The organism is Bacillus sp. E214 (assembly GCF_008087365.1).
GTDB lineage: Bacteria > Bacillota > Bacilli > Bacillales > Pradoshiaceae > Pradoshia.
Genome location: NZ_VENN01000001.1, coordinates 1,817,361 through 1,836,162, shown reverse-complemented (window position 1 = coordinate 1,836,162; position 18,802 = coordinate 1,817,361). Strand labels below are relative to the sequence as shown.

The following is an 18,802-nucleotide window of genomic DNA, read 5'->3' as shown; positions in this document are numbered from 1 at the left end:
TAATCAATCCCCTCCCAACTGTTGTTGGCTTGCGATGGACTGGATTAATCGTTCTGATATAGCCTCGTAGCCTTTTTTATTTGGATGAAAATGATCCGTGTACAAAAAGTTTTTTCCTTGACCCTGAAATAAGTCAAATACCGGAATGATATGTAATTCGGGGTATTGGGTAGCTAATGTTTGCAGCTGGTGATTCCAGTCAATAACAAACTTAGACGTGTCCCCTAATTCCTTGAATTCTTCAAAGGGATTGTACAGGCTGATCCAATAGATAGGTGCATCCGCATTATTTGACCGGATTATCTCGATAATTTTCTTGCTGTTATTAACAAAAGTATTTGTATCTGGTATATATTCAGCGAGGTTGGTTGTTAATGTTTCGACACCGGGAAAGAGATCATTTCCTCCAATTGTCATAACTATTAAATCAGCATTCTTAAGAGTATGCTTGGTGCCTGAAGTATCAAGAAGGGTTAGTAAATCGGTTGTTTTAGCTCCGCTGATTGAGAGGTTGGACAAGCTAATCTTCTGATTATAGTCCTCTGTTAATTTGGTGCTTAATCTTTTTACATATCCATCTCCGCTATCATCGCCAACACCTCGAGTTAAAGAATCGCCAAGAGCAACAATAGACAATTTTGTGGTGTCTTTTTTAGTAAGCGGCTCTTTCTCTTTTACCGTTTTATACTGATTAATCTCCTTAGGGTTTATAACTGCCCTGGTACCCTGAATAAAGCCAACGAGTAATAGAAACGTTGTCAGTAAACTAATGATAAGGATTGTACCGGTTACCCACCTTTTTCTCATTTACGCACCTGCTTTACTATAGTTTGGATGTTGATATAGTTTCAGTTTTCACGTTCCTATCTCTATTAAACCAAAATATTGAAACAAGGAGGAATATTTTGGCTGAAAAATATGTTCTGAAGAAAGTCCTTTGCAATAGGGGATGAGTTTTCTTATACTAAAGAAATAAATGAATTCCTATTAAGAGTGGAGTATGAAGTAATGAATGTAGATAAATTATCAAAAAGATTAACGCGAGTAACCTCCTATGTGCCAAAGGGCAGTGTTTTGGCTGATATTGGATCTGACCATGCTTATTTGCCTTGCTATGCAGTTAAAGAAGGCATCGTGCAAAAAGCTATTGCAGGAGAAGTAGTGGAAGGTCCGTTTCAATCTGCGTTAAGCCAGGTGAGGGAATCTAAGCTAGAAGACTCTATATCCGTTCGTAAAGGAAATGGGCTGGAAGTCATATCTCATGGAGAAGTAACATCCATTACAATATGCGGTATGGGTGGGTCTTTAATAACGAGTATTTTAGAAAACGGAAAATCTAAACTATCAGGACGGGAGACCTTAATTCTTCAACCCAATATTGGTGCTCAGTTTATCCGGAAATGGCTGATTGCCGAGGGTTGGGAATTGAAAGCGGAAGAAATCCTGGAAGAGGACGAAAAAATATATGAAATTTTAGTAGCGGAAAAAGGAGAGCCATTGAAGTCTTATCGAGAATTACCTTTTGAAGCAGCAGAATTAATGGGGCCATTTTTATTGAAAGAAAAGAATCCTATCTTTATGAAAAAGTGGACAATGGAGTTAAAGCATTGGAATAAGATTTTGAAACAAATAGAGTCCAGTGAAAACGAACGGACTCAGGAAAAGAAAGAAGAAATCCAAAAATCCATAGAGTTGGTAGAGGAGGCGCTTCAATAATGAAAACACCGAATGGTTATGAAGTCATCCAGCTTTTTGAAAGCTTTTCTCCCAAATATTTAGCTGAGGATGGAGATCCAATTGGATTGCAGGTAGGTAGTCTTGCTAAAAAAGTAAAGAAAGTTATTGTGGCATTGGATGTAACGGAAGAAGTGGTTGATGAAGCTGTAAATCAAGGTGTAGATTTAATAATTGCACATCACCCGTTAATTTTTCGGCCATTAAAAAAAATCATCCCTGATCAGCCTGCAGGGAGAACGATTGAAAAATTAATTAAAAATGATATTGCTCTGTATGCAGCGCATACGAATCTAGACATCGCGGAGGGCGGGGTCAATGATATGCTTGCTGATGCATTGGGACTAGAGAATACTTCTGTTTTGAAGGTTACCCATCGAGAAAAACTTTACAAATTAGCCGTATATACGCCTACTTCAGCTGAAACTGAAGTGCGTGAAGCATTAGGAAAAGCTGGTGCAGGCAATTTGGGCAATTACAGTCATTGCAGTTTTACCCTATCAGGCACGGGTAGATTTAAGCCAAATCAAGAGGCAGATCCGTATATTGGGTCTTCTGGCGAGTTTGAACACGTAGAAGAAGTAAAAATAGAAGTAATTGTTCCGGAATCTATTACAAACAAAGTCGTAAAAGCAATGCTCAAAGCTCATCCTTACGAAGAAGTCGCTTACGATTTGTATGTTCTTGAAAACGAGTCAGGTAAGGAATTTGGTTTAGGTCGAGTAGGTGCTATCTCAGAGGCTATGTCTTTAAGAGAATATGCAGAGCATGTCAAACAGGCACTGGATGTAACTTCTGTTCGTGTAATCGGGAATCTGGACGCGATAGTGAAGAAGGTAGCTGTTTTAGGCGGAGACGGTGATAAATTTGTAAGAACAGCTCAATTTGCTGGTGCTGACGTATTTATTACTGGAGATATTTATTACCATACAGCCGTTGATTTTAAACAAGAAGGCATGAATATCATTGACCCTGGCCATAATGTTGAAAAAATTATGAAACAGGGCGTCTCCCAAAAAATGACCTCCCTATGCAAAAACGCTGGCTATGAGGTAGAATTTATCGCATCAGAAATAGACACAAATCCATTCCAGGTAATCTAAAAAGCTGAGGCGGCTTGCCCAGAAGCGAGGAGCATAAGACAGGGGCTCGGAAGGAGGTGTTCTTTCCTCCTGTAGAGGTCATGCTTATGTCCTGAGCTTCTAGCCGTCGAAGCTGGATTGACTAAAAGGCTGAGACGACTGGTTGAGGAACAAAGACTAAGAACGCCACGTCGTGTGGCAACGTCTTTGTGACCAAAACGTCCTGTCTTATGATGACTCGAGCGGTTAAGGCCTGAAGATAGAGTAATAAAAAGAAAAAAGGACCCAGGGGTCCTTTTTTCTTTGTAGCTATTGCATTATTTCACTTTCACTTTAGGTAATATTTTGGAAAGAGGTACTTTCTTTTCCGTTTTCCATGTCGATGAATCAGCCGGGTCGAACTGTTCCAAGAATGTAATGACTTCTTTGGTAATAGGTGTTGGTGTGGATGCTCCAGCTGTTACACCAACTACTTGAGCATCTTTAATCCATTCTATTTCCAACTCGCTGACATCAGCAATTCGATAGGCTTTTGTATGGGCGATTTCTTCCGATACCTGTGCCAATCTGTTTGAGTTATTACTCTTAGGATCTCCAACTACAATAAGAACGTCAAGGTCTTTTGCTTGCTCAGCAACAGCTTCCTGACGGACTTGAGTAGCCATGCAAATTTCTTTATGAATTTCTGCTGCAGGATATTTTTTCTTAACTTCATCTATTAAGTCGGCAACATCCCACTGACTCATAGTTGTTTGGTTGGTCACAATGATTTTCTCGTTTTCAATTGTGAGGTCATCAATATCTTGTTTGGACTCAACGAGATGGACGATATCCGGGGCTACACCAACGGCGCCTTCAGGTTCCGGGTGGCCTTTCTTACCGATATAAATGATATCATATCCTTCTTTTTCTTTTGCTTCAATTAAATTATGAGTTGCTGTTACATCCGGACAGGTTGCGTCAATCGTTACAAGCCCCTTTTGTTTGGCAATTTCTCTTACTTCAGGTGAGATACCGTGAGCAGTAAAGATGACAGTGCCGGAATCAACCTTCTCGATTATTTCTTTACGGTCTTTGCCGTCGAGGGTGATAATCCCATCTTGTTCAAACGCTTCCGTTACATGCTGATTATGAACAATCATACCCAGAATATAAATAGGGCGTGGCAAAGTTTTATCTAAAGCGGCATTTCTGGCGATAACCATCGCATCAACAACGCCGTAACAATATCCTCTTGGGGAAATTTTAACTACTTTCATTAATTCAAAAAAACCTCCTTGCTCCATGTCTGTTTGACAGATGGAGTGTTTCTTATATTATAAGCGAGTGATTAAAAACTTACAAAAAGAAATCCTTCGGGAGATATTGCATATGTAGAAAAGCGCTCCTTTTAGGGGCGCTGTATAGTTAGATGAAAAGCTTTGGCAGGGATGGTTTCACATTTTGAGGTTTCGATTTTATTATTGTGCTTCCAGGAAGCTCGTGTGAATAGTCTATTTCGCTAGATTCATTCTTTTCCTTTTTAGAGCTTTTAAGAGAAGCTGAAGATTCTATATGGTTGGATGACTCCAAAATGTTTGAGTCGACCTGATCGATAGCTTCTTCTTGATCTTCTGCTGTAGTTGCATTTAATCCCCGATAAATTTTCCACATGGATGGTAAATTTTTAATTAAAGGTCCATATTGCTGAACTTGGCGAACCATTGGTACCACACGTTCCCCTGCTGCTAACACCTTTTGCGTACTGTTCATAAAATTTGTTAAAGTGGAACCTCCTCCGGCAGCTTTAGCAGCTGTACCGGCACCCTGTGCCAAGCCGGAACCTCCTCCTCTGCCAAACAAAGAAGCCAGAAATCCTCCTCCTTGCTTGGGAGCACTTGCTGCTCCAAAAGGAATTCCTCTCCTTGGCATAGGTGGACCGAATAATCCTCTTGTATTAAATTGTGGTGGGGCAGAACCTCTGATAAAGCCTGGTCCTCGTGGCGGGCCGAAAATGGGTGGTCTCATAGGCGGCATATTTAACCCTCCTTTCTATTCAATATTTTACTTAAGTTCCCATAATAGAATATGTCAGTTAGGGACGGTAAAGTGCGAATATATGAAAGAATAGGCTTTTAATCTACAAAAACTTGTTATTAGTCCTTCACATAAGGTAATATGAGAAGGATAGTTGCTAAAAAGCTTGTAAGCATGTCAGAAAGTTGGTAAAAAATGAGTTCATTTAAAATGTTTAAGTTACCCGAATATGTATTGGAAGCTGTTGAGAAGGTAGGATTTAAGGAGCCGACAATCATACAGGAAAGAGTCATTCCAGCTGTATTTAGCGGTAAGAGTATTATAGGGCAGTCACAAACTGGCACTGGAAAAACCCATTCTTTTCTATTGCCGATCATGGCTAAAATCAATCAGGAAAAGATGGAAGTACAGGCTGTAATTACGGCACCGACGAGAGAATTAGCGGCCCAAATTTATAAAGCTGCTGTTTCTTTGAATGAGAAATTTCCTGAAGATAAACAAATTCATATAAAAAGCTATGTAGGTGGAACAGATAAACAACGTTCAATTGACAAGCTCACCGTTCAACCACAGCTTGTGATCGGTACACCTGGTCGTATTAAAGATTTATCGGAAGAAAATGCGTTGAGTGTTTTTTCTGCCGATATTTTAGTAGTTGATGAAGCTGATTTAATGATTGATTTAGGATTTATGGAAGATGTGGATAAAATCGCTTCAAGGATGGCTCCTAAGCTGCAAATGCTAGTATTTTCTGCGACAATTCCAGAAAAGCTACAGCCATTCTTGAAAAAGTATATGAACAATCCGAAACATATCCATGTGGATCCGACAAAAGTGTCTGTAGAAAAATTGGAGCACATTCTCGTTCCTGTTAGACACCGAGACAAGGTTCAATTGGTTAAGTCAATTATTGAACTTCAAAATCCTTTCCTTGTGCTTATTTTTGCTAACACAAAGCAAAACGCAGATGAGCTGGCAGATGCCCTCCTTGAAAAGGGATTGCAGGTAGGAAGACTACACGGTAACTTACCGGCAAGAGAAAGAAAAAGGGTTATGAAAGAGATTAATGCTCTTAAATATCAATATGTTGTAGCGACAGACCTAGCAGCGAGAGGTATTGATATTGAAGGTGTAAGTCATGTGATTAACTATGAACTTCCTCAGGACTTGGATTTCTATATCCATCGCTGTGGCCGTACAGCGCGCGCAGGTATGTCCGGAGTCGCTGTTACCCTTTATGAAGAGAAGGATGATCAAGCTCTGAATAAACTCGAATCCATGGGTGTAACATTCAGCAACCGTGACGTAGTAAAAGGTGAATGGGTTGAAATTGATGACCGCAATAAGCGTAAAAAACGTAAAAATTCACCTAAAGCAGCCGGTGAGGTAAAGAATTATGGTAAATTCTCTAAGCATTTACGTAAAGTAAAGCCTGGCTATAAAAAGAAAGTTAAAGCAGAAGTAGAAAAAATCAAAAAGAGAGAAAGACGCTTAAAGAAAAGATAAAAGGGGGCAAATGGATGCTTAAAATTGGATCACATGTTTCCATGAGCGGAAAGAAAATGCTTTTAGGCGCAAGTGAAGAAGCAGCTTCTTATGGTGCCAATACATTTATGATTTATACAGGCGCTCCTCAAAACACAAGAAGAAAGAAAATCGAGGATTTAAATATTGCAGCAGGCCTATTGCATATGGAGGAAAATGGAATGAGCGATATCGTTGTCCATGCTCCTTATATTATCAATATCGGTAACGCAGTAAATCCCGCTACTTTCCAATTGGGTGTTGATTTTCTTCGTTCGGAAATCGAACGGACGGAAGCTCTGGGGGCCTACCAAATTGTATTGCATCCAGGTGCTCATGTCGGAGAAGGTTCAGAAGTAGGTATTAAAAAGATCATCGAGGGATTAAATGAAGTCATTACCCCTGATCAAAAAGTCCAAATCGCATTAGAAACGATGGCCGGAAAGGGCTCAGAGTGTGGAAGAAGCTTTGAAGAATTAGCGATGATTATCGATGGAGTTACACACAATGATAAGCTGAGTGTTTGCTTTGATACTTGTCATACGCATGATGCGGGTTATGATATTGTGAATGATTTTGATGGCGTTTTAAATCATTTTGATAAAACTGTCGGTGCAGATCGTATTAAAGTGCTGCATATTAATGACAGTAAAAATGAATGTGGAATGAGAAAAGACCGACATGAAAATATCGGGTATGGAAAGATTGGTTTTCAGCCTCTTCATTACATTGTCCATCATCCACAATTAAGCTCTGTACCAAAAATATTGGAGACTCCATTTGTGGGTACGGATAAAACAAACAAAAAAGCACCGTATAAACATGAAATTGATATGCTAAGAGATGGAGCTTGGGTAGATTTTCAAGCTTCCATGCTTGGACAAACGGTATAAAGAGAAGGGGAAGCAGTACAGATGTACTGCTTCCTTTTTAAATTCCGGTCATGCTATAGAATATTTTCTCGATTCTCTGCGCTTTCTCAGCACCAGTAATTTTCTCGATATTTTTTAAAAGCTGTTTTCGTTCAGTCTGATCAAAAATATTAACGGATTTCCCCCGGATTAGTTTGGTTATTTCCTCAGCTTCCGTTTTTGTTAAAGTTAAACCATTCTGCCCGGCAAAATCAAGCAATTCACTGGCAGTGATACGATTGATTTTTAAGTTAACAATGCTTTCAAATAGCTTCAAATTACCACCCCATGTTTACCATATGAAAAGGACAGAAAAAAATGAACTAAATTATACAATATTAAGTAAATGTGTTTACTTTACTGAAATTGTCCTGTATACTACTTGAGATAAATCGTAATCATTCTTATTAACAGGTGGCCGATTATGAATAATGACTTAATTAAAATTGAACATGTTACTTATAAATATGAGAGAGAAAACGTTCTGGAAGATATTAATTTATCCGTCAAGGATGGAGATTTCCTCGCTATTGTCGGACCGAATGGTTCTGGCAAATCAACATTGCTGAAGCTGATGCTTGGATTAAATAAAGTACAGCAAGGAGAAATTTTCTTATTCGGTGAGAAAATAAACAAATTTAAACATTGGGAGAAAATTGGCTATGTATCACAAAAGGCCAATTCCTTTAACAGTGGTTTCCCAGCTACAGTGGAAGAAGTTGTAGCAAGCGGATTAACGAAGAAAATAGGACTTTTTCGTTTCTATAATAAAACTCATCGCCAAAAAGTGGTGAAAGCGCTCAAAGAAGTAGGAATGCAGGATTTCATCAAAAGACCAATTGGAGAATTATCGGGCGGTCAGCAACAACGGGTATTCATTGCAAGAGCACTGGTCAGCGATCCTGCTATGTTAATACTGGATGAACCTACAGTTGGTGTAGATGTAAAGAATGTTACTAATTTTTATGACCTACTATACGATTTAAACCGTAACCTTGGATTGACACTTATTTTGGTTACTCATGATACTGGTACCATTACAGAAAAGGTCACTCATATTGCTTGTCTAAATAAACAATTGCATTTTCACGGGAATACATGTGAATATGAACATTTAGATGATAAGGATATGTCAGCTTTTTATGGCCATGATGTTTATACATTAACACATGATCATTAATTTGGAGGAAGTAGTATGTTATCAATGTTTCAGTATGAATTTCTACAAAATGCCTTTCTAGCGGGGATTGTGATTGGTATTATTGCTCCGCTGTTAGGTGTATTTATTGTAGTTCGAAAACTCTCCTTAATTGCAGATGCCCTTAGCCATGTAACCCTGACTGGAATTGCATTCAGTTTGTTACTAAGTAAGGAAGTGCCTGCACTGGGTCCTATCAACCCTTTATATATGGGGATGGCCTTCTCGGTAACGGGATCTCTGTTTATAGAGAGACTGCGTTCCGTCTATAAACATTATCAGGAACTTGCCATTCCAATCATTCTTTCCGGAGGAGTAGGGCTGGGAGCTATTTTTATCTCGCTCGCTAATGGCTTCACGACTGATTTATTTGGATATTTATTTGGAAGTGTCAGTGCGGTAAGTCGGACAGACTTATGGATTGTTTTGGCGATCAGTATTGCTGTTATCGCAATTGTTATATTCTTATATAAAGAATTATTCCTTTTATCCTTTGATGAGGAGCATGCTAAAACTTCCGGAATACCGGCTAAAGCGATTCACTTTATCTTTATCGTGCTCGTTGCATTGGTCATTGCCATTTCTATGAGAATTGTGGGTGTCCTGCTTGTTTCTTCATTAATGACTTTACCGGTAGCCGCTGCCTTAAAAGTAGCGAAGGGGTTTAAACAAACCATTTTTATTTCCATTCTGTTTGGAGAATTGGCTGTAATAGGCGGATTATTCACATCCTATTACTTAAATCTTGCTCCGGGTGGTACAATCGTTGTATTGGCAATTATCATTCTTTTAATCACAATTTTTATCAAGAAATGGAGAATGACTGCGTAAGGAGGTATCTGAAGATGGATGTTAAAGAAGCAATACAACTCTTGAAAGATAAGGGCTACAAATACACTGAGAAGCGTGAAGACATGCTTGAACTTTTTTCGAAGAGCAATCGTTATTTAACAGCCAAAGAAGTCCTTGAAAAATTGAAAAGTTCGTACCCAGGTATGAGCTATGACACGATATACCGAAATTTATCCTTGTATGCAAATTTAGGGATTCTAGAAACCACTGAGCTATCTGGTGAAAAAAGATTCCGATTTGCTTGTGTTGGAAATCATCATCACCATCATTTCATTTGTATGGAATGCGGAAAAACTCGTAATGTAGAGTTATGCCCAATGGAAAAAATAACAGAGGATTTTAAAGGATATGATATTTCAGGACATAAATTTGAAATATACGGAAGATGTCCAGATTGTTTGCAGGAGAATATACAACAAAGTAACTAGAAAGGAGCCATTCTGCGTTTTGGAGAGTGGCTCCTTTTTATTACCGATTTTCTTTATTCCAATGGTTTACCCACTGATAGGCTTCCTCCCAATTTTTCACCCTATTCACATTGTTTGGGATAGCCATCCGATTATAAGGTGCGTCAAATAAGATGACTGGAATTTCACATTCCTCAGCAATTGCAACAGCGTTATCGTGCTTATCCTCAAAGAAAAGATCAATTTGGTGTTTTTTTACCGTTGCAATTTTATTATGCGTACCGATTAATTCGATGTGGTGATACAGTAAATCGTTTTTACTGAACCACTCCTTTGTAACTGGCAATAAACTTTGATTTCTGGCACTGATGAAATACAGTTCATATATTTCTTTCCATTCCTGTAAAACTCGTTTGGCATCCTTTGCCATAGGTGATTCAGAATAGATGATGGGTTCGTGTTTTTGAAACCAAAGATCAAATTCATGCTCTGGAACATTTACAAACGGATAAAATTCATATTGGTTAATATCCTCTAATGTTAATTGTAAGCGAAAGGCTTTGTTGATATAAGGAAGCATGGAATCCTGTGTAGTGATGGTACCATCAATATCTATTCCAAAACGTTTAGGTTTTGACATGAAGCATTTCCTCCAAAATATGTTTGTCTGTAGTTTACATCAAAATGCGACAAATTGCTTTTCTAAATTTTGTAGATTCATGAAACAATCCCTGCTTATGAGTTAGCCTTTTATGGAGCAAACTAGGAAGGCTTCAATAAAGGAAGGTAGGGGATGCTATTGTCAGCCTCAAAAAGACATTGGAATGCAAGAAATAAAAGAGATAAATTTAAAAATGAAGACGTGTGTCAAAAGCTCAATTATCATGAGGAGACCGGAGCAGAATTTATGGATACTGCTGAATACAGAGGTCATAGTCAAACAGGAAATAATAATAAGACCACTTCTAAGGCTGGCAGCTTTGGTATAGTGGCGTTAGCCTTGTCAATTGCCTCTCTATTTTTTATGCCGGTGATTTTTGGAACAATTGGCATTGTCGCAGGGATTTTTGCGATGAAAACTGAATCGCGTATGATGGGGATAGCAGCAATAGTAATTGGTGTATTTTCTGTTGTTGCTGGTCTTTTGGTATATCCCTTTTTCTAATACATTAGGCCTGAATCGTTTAGGGGCTTTCAAATCTCAAATAGTTTAGGGAGTGGATTTTTATCCAATCCCTCCATTCATAAATAACAGATATAAAACAAAGAACTTCAAAATAATAATTATTTTGAAGTTCTTTGTTTACATATACTGGGAAAAAGAATAAATTCTCATACCTTTAAATAAGTTTAAAGTTTCTGGTTCGAACCTGAATTGCTTCTGCTTAATTTAAGACAGGCTTGCTTTTTCTTTTTCAATTCTTTGTTTTTCGTAATACTCTTCAGCAAGAATATCGATTTCTTTTTTTAGTTCCTCAACCATTATTTCTTCTGGCACTTTACGAACGATTTTACCCTTGCGGAACAATAGACCTTCTCCGCGAGCACCAGCAATGCCGATATCAGCTTCTCTTGCTTCGCCAGGTCCGTTAACGGCACATCCTAATACCGCCACTTTAATTGGAGCTTTAATTTTTTGAATATATTCATCCACTTCGTTAGCAATGGAAATTAAATCAATCTCTATACGTCCGCATGTCGGACATGATATTAAGGTAGCGGAATTGGCTGATAAACCAAAAACTTTTAACAGCTCTCTGGCTACTTTGACTTCTTCAACCGGATCAGCACTTAAAGAAATACGCAATGTATTCCCAATGCCTTTACTTAATAAGGCACCTATACCGGCAGAACTCTTGATCGTTCCTGAGAATAACGTGCCGGATTCTGTGATTCCAAGGTGAAGTGGATAATCAAAGGCCTGTGCTGCCTTTTCATAGGCTTCAATTGCCAAGCGTACATCAGATGCTTTCATTGATACGATGATGTCATGGAAGTCTAAGTCTTCAAGAATTTTTATATGATGTAAAGCACTCTCAACCATACCGTCTGCAGTTGGGTAACCGTATTTTTCAAGGATTTTACGTTCTAAAGATCCTGCGTTGACCCCGATGCGAATTGGAATCCCTTTCGCCTTTGCTGCTTTTACAACGGCTTCCACTTTTTCGCGTCGGCCGATATTGCCCGGGTTAATACGGATTTTATCAGCTCCGCCTTCAATCGCGATTAAAGCCAGACGATAGTCAAAGTGAATATCAACTACTAAAGGTATATTAATACGTTTTTTTATTTCAGAAATTGCATGAGCAGCCCGTTCATCAGGACAAGCTACACGTACAATTTGGCAGCCCGCTTCTTCTAAACGATTTATTTCCGCGACTGTTGCTTCTACATCATGTGTCTTCGTTGTCGTCATACTTTGTATTATAACTTCATCGTTGCCACCGATAGTCAGTGGTCCCACTTTTACGGGGCGGGTTTTTGTACGATGTATTAGTTCACTCACTGGTCATTCTCTCCTTTTAGGCTGTTGCCTCAATACCAATAAATATATTATCTTCTAAATTATTGTATCAGCGTTTTAGCTAAAATAACAATAAAGTTGATTATGAATTGGCTATTTAGTAATTTTTAAATCGGTAAGTTTGTCCGATTTCTATTTCTTCCGGTTTCATTCCGTTATTTAATAATGAAAAGTCTTCAATCATTTGATCAATCGGTACTGGGACAGTACCTTCACTTTTCTCTATTATAGAAAGAACGGTATCTCCCGGCTCTACTTTTATATTATAGTAGTTTTCATTCATTTTATCCATATTCTCGGAGGAGTAGGCAGGAAGGGTGCCTACACTTATATCAAAATATATCGAGTAAGCTACTATACAAAAACCGATAAACAGGATTATTCTTTTCATTTCTTTTAGCACTCCCTCCATCTTTTACTAGAGTATATGAAGTTAGTAGAGATAATAGAATTGATTTTGAAGGATTTTTTTAGAGCTAACGTTTAGATAGAATAGAGGAAATGTTGACCTGGATGACCCGCATTTAATACTAGAGGATAAAGATAAACCCTTCCGCAGAAATTCGGAAGGGCTTATCTTTATGATTGTATGGTCTTTTGTTTACTTTTTGGAATAGGCATTTCTTTAATAGTCAGGTAGATCATCATTAGTGTAATAAACCATTTGACATAAACATCACCTATTACAGGAACCTGAATAAAATTCATAAACGTAAAGAACGTTACGGCTAAGGTAAAGCTGTAAGTGGCTATCCTCCACTGTTGTCCAAAAGTAGCTTTTCTGTTCATAGAAGTGACAAATAAGCCGGTAAGGTAGGCTAAAAGTGTAATCTCCAAGAAGAATATTGCTGTTGTAAATAGATACATCACTAGCATACATAGACCGATAATTATGTATAAAGATGTTTTTGCGGATTTAATATAATCGCTGGCCTTTTCATTGGTTAATTCAAGACCGGGTATCATAGAATAAGGAATTGTTTGTGATTCCCCGTCTGCAGCAATGACAAATTCATCCTGTAGTATTCCAAAGTCTATTCCAGTAGGGCTGGTGATATCATTTGCATTCAGACTACCGGTGCTGTCAAAATGGAACGTAGCTACATCATCATTAATAGCGACAGGTAATGATTCATCTGAATGAAGTCTGCCATCTTTAATTTCAAATTCAGGAAAATCTGTCGTTAATGTTTTTGCCATATGATCTGCCCCATCTAGGATTGCATTTGTAAGATAGATCGATGATGGTAAAATAGTTATTAGAGATAATAAAAAAGCATAGAGGATGGTTTTCCCTATACCCTGAAAGCGAAAGGACGCAATATGCTTTGGCGAGTATAGACTTTTAATAAATTGTGAGAATATATTCATGGGCTACAACACCTTTTTTTAAATTCATTCTTTATTCTATCTGGCTTATGTCGATAAGACAAGAAAGTTCTGCTTATTATAGCGAAACAAATCGGAAAAGCGTTAAGTGTGTATTGAATTAGGGTATTTGAGAGGAGTGTCGAAAATGGAGTGGATGTATTGGCTCATTATTTGGCTGGTATTTATTATTGGGTTTGTAGGATTGATATATCCTATTATTCCAAGTGTTCTATTTATAGTAGGTGGAATGCTTTTATATGGGGTATTCTTTTCATTTGAACCGTTTTCGTGGTTTTTCTGGATTGTACAGGGAATGTTTGTTTTACTGTTGTTTGGAGCAGATTATTTGGTCAATCTTTTTGGTGTTAAGAAATTTGGGGGTTCAAAAGCAGGTGTTTGGGGTAGTACAATAGGATTGCTGATTGGACCGTTTGTCATTCCTTTTCTTGGTATTATACTGGGACCGTTTTTAGGTGCAGTCATAGCTGAATTATTGGTACATAAACAGTCGCTAAAAAATGCAGTGAAAATTGGTATGGGTTCTGTCGTTGGATTTGTCGGCAGTGTGATAACCAAATTTATCATTCAGATCATTATGATTGTGTATTTCTTTATCCGAGTGCTCTGATAAGGCATAAAGGTTGAAATAAACGGTTTCAATTGCTAATCTAAAGATAAAGACTTTCGTAACACATGTACTTACAGAATTGCCCGAAAGTACTTATTATTACAATTATTAGGAGGAGAGAATTATGACTTATTCTTTACCACAATTACCGTACGAGTATGATGCGTTGGAGCCTCATATCGACAAAGAAACAATGAATATTCATCACACAAAACATCATAACACGTATGTGACTAATTTAAACAATGCTTTAGAAGGACAGGAAACATTGGCTGCAAAAAGCTTGGAAGATCTTTTAGCTGACATCGACTCTGTACCTGAAAACATTCGTACTGCTGTTAGAAACAATGGCGGTGGACATGCTAACCACACATTATTCTGGAATATTCTATCTCCTAATGGGGGCGGACAACCAGAAGGCGAATTAGCTGATGCACTAACAGCTAAATTCGGAAGCTTTGAAAACTTTAAAGAAGAGTTTGCGAAAGCTGCTACAACTCGTTTTGGTTCCGGTTGGGCTTGGCTTACTGTTAAAGATGGTGAACTAGAACTTTCCAGCACTGCTAATCAGGATTCTCCATTAATGGAAGGTAAAACACCAATCCTAGGTCTTGATGTTTGGGAGCATGCATACTACTTAAACTACCAAAACCGTCGTCCTGAATACATTAATTCTTTCTGGAATGTTGTAAATTGGGATGAAGTTTCTAAGCGCTACGCAGCAGCAAAATAATCGTATAATAAGTGTGGATACAGGAAACGAATCCGATTCGTTTCCTGTATCTTTTTTTGTGCAAAAAATAAAGGATTGTGCTGTTAACAAATACCAAATGATTTAATTCTACATAAGAGGATTATCTACAGGAAAACTAACCGGAAGTGAAGGGGAGTTTTTATGAAAATGGATAATCAATTTGTCAATAAAATAAAAACAAATAAAGAACTTTATATCCTTTTGTTAATTGGAGCACTTTATTCCTTGAGTACGGCTCTTTCCAATACTTTTGTCAATATCTATTTATGGAAACAGTCTGAGGCATTGATCAATCTGGGGATTTATAATCTGTCCGTTGTAATCCTTCAGGGAGTTACCTTTATTTTAGCTGGGAAATTGGCTAAACGCATAGATCGTATTATTGTACTGAGGATTGGAATCTTGTTTTTAGCTGCATTTTATATAGCGGTCCTGACATTCAGTTCTACCTCTCACCTTTATCTTGTTCTGATTGGTGGTTTACTTGGAATAGGATATGGATTCTATTGGCTTGCATATAATCTCATGACATTCGAAATTACCGAACCTGAAACTAGAGATACATTTAATGGGCTCCAAGGGATAACTGGGTCTATCGGCGGAATGATTGGTCCTTTTTTTGCGGGATATATTATTACGGTTTTGACTGATAACAATGGCTATCTGTTCATTTTTGGAATTTCCCTGTGTTTGTTTATCGTGGCAGTACTTGTCAGTTTCTTATTAAAAAGCAGAGCAGCTAATGGGAAGTATATGCTGAAGCGTATTCTTGATGAAAGAAAAAATAATAAAGATTGGAGAAGAATTACGTATGCTAATTTTTCGCAGGGGCTAAGGGAAGGGACGTTTCTCTTTGTTGTTTCCGTTTTTGTATTTGTCGAAACCGGTAGCGAAATGGCTTTAGGTACATATGGATTAATTAGTTCAGGAGTATCATTTATTGCTTATTTTTTAGTCAGCAGATATATAAAGGTTCGTTACCGAAAATGGTCGATGCTGGTGGGGGCCATTTTCCTTTATGGTTCAATCTTTTTTCTGATATATCAAGTGTCATTCACTAAACTGCTTACATATGCGTCTATTCTTGCAGTAGCTTATCCCTTATTGCTTGTCCCCTATATGTCTGTCACGTATGATGTAATAGGACGATCCTGGGAAGCAGGGGAACATCGTATCGAATATGTGGTAATCCGGGAATTATTTTTAAATATGGGAAGAGCCGCATCGATTCTTATGTTTATATTGTTCATTAAAACTTTGCCGGAGAGTACCGGCATCAAAATATTGCTATTATTATTAGGGTCCGGCCATCTGTTTGTTTATTATTTTGTAAAAGACATCAAGATGTAAGAAACTAAAAGTTGCTGGAATCTTTTACTTCTGTTAATCTTTAAAAATTGATAATAAAATGATAAGAAATGTGTATTAGAAGGGATGGGGACAGTGAAAGTCAGAAAAAAGAAAAAGAAAAAACATGTACCTGTTCGCCTGAATCTACTGTTTTTTGCAGTATTTGTAATGTTTTCTGCATTAATACTCCGTTTAGGAATTGTTCAGATTGTATATGGAGATGACTATAAGCGTGAAATAGAGCGGACAGAGGATGTAACTGTGAGCAATTCTGTGCCTAGGGGAAAAATATATGATCGAAATGGAAAAATCATCGTTGATAATCAACCTTTATATGCGATAACTTACACACGTACACAAAAAACCTCAAGCAAAGAGATGCTTGAAACTGCTGAAAAACTTTCCAAGCTAATTGAGGTTGATACTGATAAAGTTCGTGAAAGGGATATGAAAGACTTTTGGATTTTAAATAACCCAGAAGCTGCTAAAAAGAAAGTAACAGAAAAAGAATATCAGCAATTAAGTGATGGAAAGCTGACAGATGATGATATATACAAATTACAGCTTGAGCGAATTACTGAAAAAGAAATAGATTACAGTCAAAGTGAGTTGGAAGTGCTGGCGATCTATAGCAAGTTTATTGCCGGTTACTATTTAACTCCGCAAATTGTGAAAAATAAAGGAACGACATATGAAGAGGTAGCGAGAGTTAATGAGCAGATTGAATCTCTTCCAGGCGTTGATACAACAACAGATTGGGAACGTAAATATGCGTATGGCGATACGCTTAAATCTGTTTTAGGTAAAGTATCAAGTGCCAGCGAAGGATTGCCCTCTGATAAAACAAGTTATTATTTAGCTCGGGGCTACAGTCGAAATGATAGAGTTGGAACCTCCTACTTAGAACAGCAATATGAAGATTTATTACGCGGTCAACAGGAGAAAATTAGAAATGTAACTAATACATCCGGCGATATTGTCAGCACGGAGGTTATTTCTGAAGGACAAAGAGGTAAGGATCTTGTATTAACAGTTGATATGGATCTTCAAATAGCCACAGAAGAAATTATTGAAAAGCAATTGAAGGAAAAGAAAGCAAGCGGGAATACAAAATATCTCGATCGTGCTTTTGTTGTTGTAACGAATCCTAATACTGGTGAACTCCTAACTCTGGCTGGTAAACAATATGCAGCCGATGATAATGGAAAAATGCAAATGAATGATATGGCATTGGGAACTTTTACTTCATCCTATGCCATGGGCTCTTCAGTTAAAGGAGCAACTATTTTAACGGGATACCAGACCGGTGCAATAAAACCTGGACAAGTCATTTATGATGGACCAATGAAGATTAAAGCTACGCCAATTAAAAAATCATGGAAGAATTTTGGGAATATTAGTGACATTGAAGCACTGAAAGTATCCTCCAATGTCTACATGTTTAAAACAGCGATTGCTCTTGGTAAAGGAAACTATGTTCCGGGAGGCTCTCTGAAAGTTAATAACTCAGCATTCAGCACAATGAGGAATTATTACAGTCAATTTGGCTTAGGTGTTAAAACAGGTATAGACTTACCTGGTGAACAAATCGGCTATAAAGGATCCTCGCAGGGTGCCGGATTATTAATGGACTTTTCCATTGGCCAATACGATACGTATACTCCATTGCAGTTGGCTCAATATGTTTCTACCATTGCAAATGGAGGTAACCGTATAAAACCGCATGTTTTAAAACAAGTCCGTGAGCCAGTGGATGATGATGAAGATAATACGCTTGGACCGGTTATTAAAGAGGTTAAAACAGAAGTGATGAATACTCTTCCAATGAAAACTGAATGGATTGAACGTGTCCAGGAAGGATTTAGACAAGTTACCCAATCCACCGGAGGAACCGCCTACTCTTATTTTGGAAATGCTGACTATAAACCAGCAGGTAAAACAGGTACAGCGGAAGCCTTTTATGATGGACCTAAATGGGAAAAGGGTACTGTACAGCCAGAAACCTATAATATAACCTTTGTTACCTATGCTCCTGCCGATAACCCGGAAATTGCCATGAGTGTAGTAGTACCATGGGCTTACCAAAATTCGTCAGGACATAAAATGAACCTCGAAATCGCAAAAGAAGTTTATGAAAAATATTATGAATTAAAAGAAGAACGAGCTAAACAAAAATAAAAGATTAATAGAAAATTGGGTCTGCCTTGATTTATGGGGCAGACCTTTTTTTATTTACTGCCAGCATAATTTAGGTAAGTATCATTCTTTTGGATTATTATTACAAATAAATAGTGCGGTTTCTAGGATTTTGCAGTCATCTTTACAATAAACTTTTGATTTTTTACACTACGTTTACAATTCTTTAACACAGTATTTAAACTTTATCTTTACTATAGAAAATGTAAAGGGTGAAAATTAAAAATTACAAATAAATAGCCAAAGTATATGGGA

Annotated in this window: 20 protein-coding genes; 12 read left to right on the top strand and 8 right to left on the bottom strand. The window is 37.7% G+C overall.

The window, feature by feature from the left end; genetic code table 11:
• Window positions 1-3: 3 nt before the first annotated feature.
• Entirely contained in the window at window positions 4-807 is an 804-nt protein-coding gene (locus FHY47_RS08580; protein ID WP_066105191.1) for a GDSL-type esterase/lipase family protein, read from the bottom strand.
• Window positions 808-1,008: 201 nt separating this feature from the next.
• On the opposite strand from FHY47_RS08580, the gene FHY47_RS08575 reads away from it, so the two are divergent.
• Both FHY47_RS08575 and FHY47_RS08570 read left to right on the top strand, forming a co-directional pair.
• Window positions 1,009-1,716 (top strand): tRNA (adenine(22)-N(1))-methyltransferase, encoded by a 708-nt coding sequence (locus FHY47_RS08575; RefSeq protein ID WP_066105189.1) that lies wholly within the window; start codon window positions 1,009-1,011, stop codon window positions 1,714-1,716.
• A complete protein-coding gene (locus FHY47_RS08570) occupies window positions 1,716-2,837 on the top strand; it encodes a Nif3-like dinuclear metal center hexameric protein (RefSeq protein ID WP_148630171.1) in 1,122 nt (373 codons plus the stop codon). Before FHY47_RS08575 ends, FHY47_RS08570 begins: the two co-directional genes overlap by 1 nt.
• Before the next feature lie 296 nt (window positions 2,838-3,133).
• On the opposite strand, the gene FHY47_RS08565 is transcribed toward FHY47_RS08570, so the two are convergent.
• Together FHY47_RS08565 and vrrA are read right to left on the bottom strand one after the other, a co-directional pair.
• Window positions 3,134-4,075, bottom strand: a complete 942-nt coding sequence (locus FHY47_RS08565; RefSeq protein ID WP_066105183.1) for a 4-hydroxy-3-methylbut-2-enyl diphosphate reductase — start codon at window positions 4,073-4,075, stop codon at window positions 3,134-3,136.
• A 148-nt stretch (window positions 4,076-4,223) separates the two neighbouring features.
• The gene (gene vrrA / locus FHY47_RS08560; protein ID WP_139892582.1) at window positions 4,224-4,832 is read right to left on the bottom strand and encodes a VrrA/YqfQ family protein; all 609 of its coding nucleotides are present in this window, start codon (window positions 4,830-4,832) and stop codon (window positions 4,224-4,226) included.
• Window positions 4,833-5,042: 210 nt separating this feature from the next.
• On the opposite strand from vrrA, the gene FHY47_RS08555 reads away from it, so the two are divergent.
• Both FHY47_RS08555 and FHY47_RS08550 read left to right on the top strand, forming a co-directional pair.
• Window positions 5,043-6,338: a DEAD/DEAH box helicase gene (locus FHY47_RS08555; protein WP_225983608.1), complete on the top strand. Its 1,296-nt coding sequence runs from the start codon at window positions 5,043-5,045 to the stop codon at window positions 6,336-6,338.
• A gap of 14 nt (window positions 6,339-6,352) precedes the next feature.
• The gene (locus FHY47_RS08550) at window positions 6,353-7,249 is read left to right on the top strand and encodes a deoxyribonuclease IV (protein WP_148630169.1); all 897 of its coding nucleotides are present in this window, start codon (window positions 6,353-6,355) and stop codon (window positions 7,247-7,249) included.
• Between the two features lie 37 nt (window positions 7,250-7,286).
• On the opposite strand, the gene FHY47_RS08545 is transcribed toward FHY47_RS08550, so the two are convergent.
• Window positions 7,287-7,544 carry a DUF2624 family protein gene (locus tag FHY47_RS08545; protein WP_148630167.1) on the bottom strand — a complete coding sequence of 86 codons (258 nt, stop codon included), beginning with the start codon at window positions 7,542-7,544 and terminating at the stop codon, window positions 7,287-7,289.
• Between the two features lie 147 nt (window positions 7,545-7,691).
• Between FHY47_RS08545 and FHY47_RS08540 the strand changes: the two genes are divergently transcribed.
• The 3 genes from FHY47_RS08540 to FHY47_RS08530 are packed head-to-tail and all read left to right on the top strand — an operon-like array spanning window position 7,692 to window position 9,745.
• Window positions 7,692-8,447, top strand: a complete 756-nt coding sequence (locus FHY47_RS08540; protein WP_140462011.1) for a metal ABC transporter ATP-binding protein — start codon at window positions 7,692-7,694, stop codon at window positions 8,445-8,447.
• A gap of 15 nt (window positions 8,448-8,462) precedes the next feature.
• Window positions 8,463-9,296 (top strand): metal ABC transporter permease, encoded by an 834-nt coding sequence (locus FHY47_RS08535; RefSeq protein ID WP_066105169.1) that lies wholly within the window; start codon window positions 8,463-8,465, stop codon window positions 9,294-9,296.
• A gap of 14 nt (window positions 9,297-9,310) precedes the next feature.
• On the top strand, window positions 9,311-9,745 hold the full coding sequence (locus tag FHY47_RS08530; RefSeq protein WP_066105166.1) for a Fur family transcriptional regulator: 435 nt from the start codon (window positions 9,311-9,313) through the stop codon (window positions 9,743-9,745).
• A 40-nt stretch (window positions 9,746-9,785) separates the two neighbouring features.
• Here the strand turns inward: FHY47_RS08530 and FHY47_RS08525 are convergent, their stop codons facing one another.
• Entirely contained in the window at window positions 9,786-10,364 is a 579-nt protein-coding gene (locus FHY47_RS08525; protein ID WP_148630164.1) for a 5' nucleotidase, NT5C type, read from the bottom strand.
• Window positions 10,365-10,517: 153 nt separating this feature from the next.
• Between FHY47_RS08525 and FHY47_RS08520 the strand changes: the two genes are divergently transcribed.
• The gene (locus FHY47_RS08520; RefSeq protein WP_148630162.1) at window positions 10,518-10,889 is read left to right on the top strand and encodes a DUF308 domain-containing protein; all 372 of its coding nucleotides are present in this window, start codon (window positions 10,518-10,520) and stop codon (window positions 10,887-10,889) included.
• Window positions 10,890-11,114: 225 nt separating this feature from the next.
• Here FHY47_RS08520 and ispG read toward each other — a convergent pair whose 3' ends face one another.
• The 3 genes from ispG to FHY47_RS08505 form a co-directional block, all read right to left on the bottom strand.
• The gene (gene ispG, locus FHY47_RS08515) at window positions 11,115-12,230 is read right to left on the bottom strand and encodes a flavodoxin-dependent (E)-4-hydroxy-3-methylbut-2-enyl-diphosphate synthase (protein WP_139892578.1); all 1,116 of its coding nucleotides are present in this window, start codon (window positions 12,228-12,230) and stop codon (window positions 11,115-11,117) included.
• A 115-nt stretch (window positions 12,231-12,345) separates the two neighbouring features.
• Window positions 12,346-12,639: a hypothetical protein gene (locus FHY47_RS08510; protein ID WP_148630160.1), complete on the bottom strand. Its 294-nt coding sequence runs from the start codon at window positions 12,637-12,639 to the stop codon at window positions 12,346-12,348.
• Window positions 12,640-12,827: 188 nt separating this feature from the next.
• The gene (locus FHY47_RS08505; protein ID WP_148630158.1) at window positions 12,828-13,619 is read right to left on the bottom strand and encodes a DUF1189 domain-containing protein; all 792 of its coding nucleotides are present in this window, start codon (window positions 13,617-13,619) and stop codon (window positions 12,828-12,830) included.
• A gap of 145 nt (window positions 13,620-13,764) precedes the next feature.
• Here FHY47_RS08505 and FHY47_RS08500 point away from each other — a divergent pair, with 145 nt between their 5' ends.
• The 4 genes from FHY47_RS08500 to FHY47_RS08485 all read left to right on the top strand — a co-directional run bounded on the left by FHY47_RS08500 (window position 13,765) and on the right by FHY47_RS08485 (window position 18,529).
• Window positions 13,765-14,247, top strand: coding sequence for a DUF456 domain-containing protein (locus tag FHY47_RS08500; protein ID WP_148630156.1), 483 nt, complete (start codon window positions 13,765-13,767; stop codon window positions 14,245-14,247).
• Between the two features lie 124 nt (window positions 14,248-14,371).
• Window positions 14,372-14,980 (top strand): superoxide dismutase, encoded by a 609-nt coding sequence (locus FHY47_RS08495; RefSeq protein WP_148630154.1) that lies wholly within the window; start codon window positions 14,372-14,374, stop codon window positions 14,978-14,980.
• Between the two features lie 162 nt (window positions 14,981-15,142).
• Window positions 15,143-16,351, top strand: a complete 1,209-nt coding sequence (locus FHY47_RS08490) for an MFS transporter (RefSeq protein WP_148630152.1) — start codon at window positions 15,143-15,145, stop codon at window positions 16,349-16,351.
• Between the two features lie 93 nt (window positions 16,352-16,444).
• Window positions 16,445-18,529 carry a peptidoglycan D,D-transpeptidase FtsI family protein gene (locus FHY47_RS08485; protein ID WP_254654710.1) on the top strand — a complete coding sequence of 695 codons (2,085 nt, stop codon included), beginning with the start codon at window positions 16,445-16,447 and terminating at the stop codon, window positions 18,527-18,529.
• The last annotated feature ends 273 nt before the right edge of the window (window positions 18,530-18,802 follow it).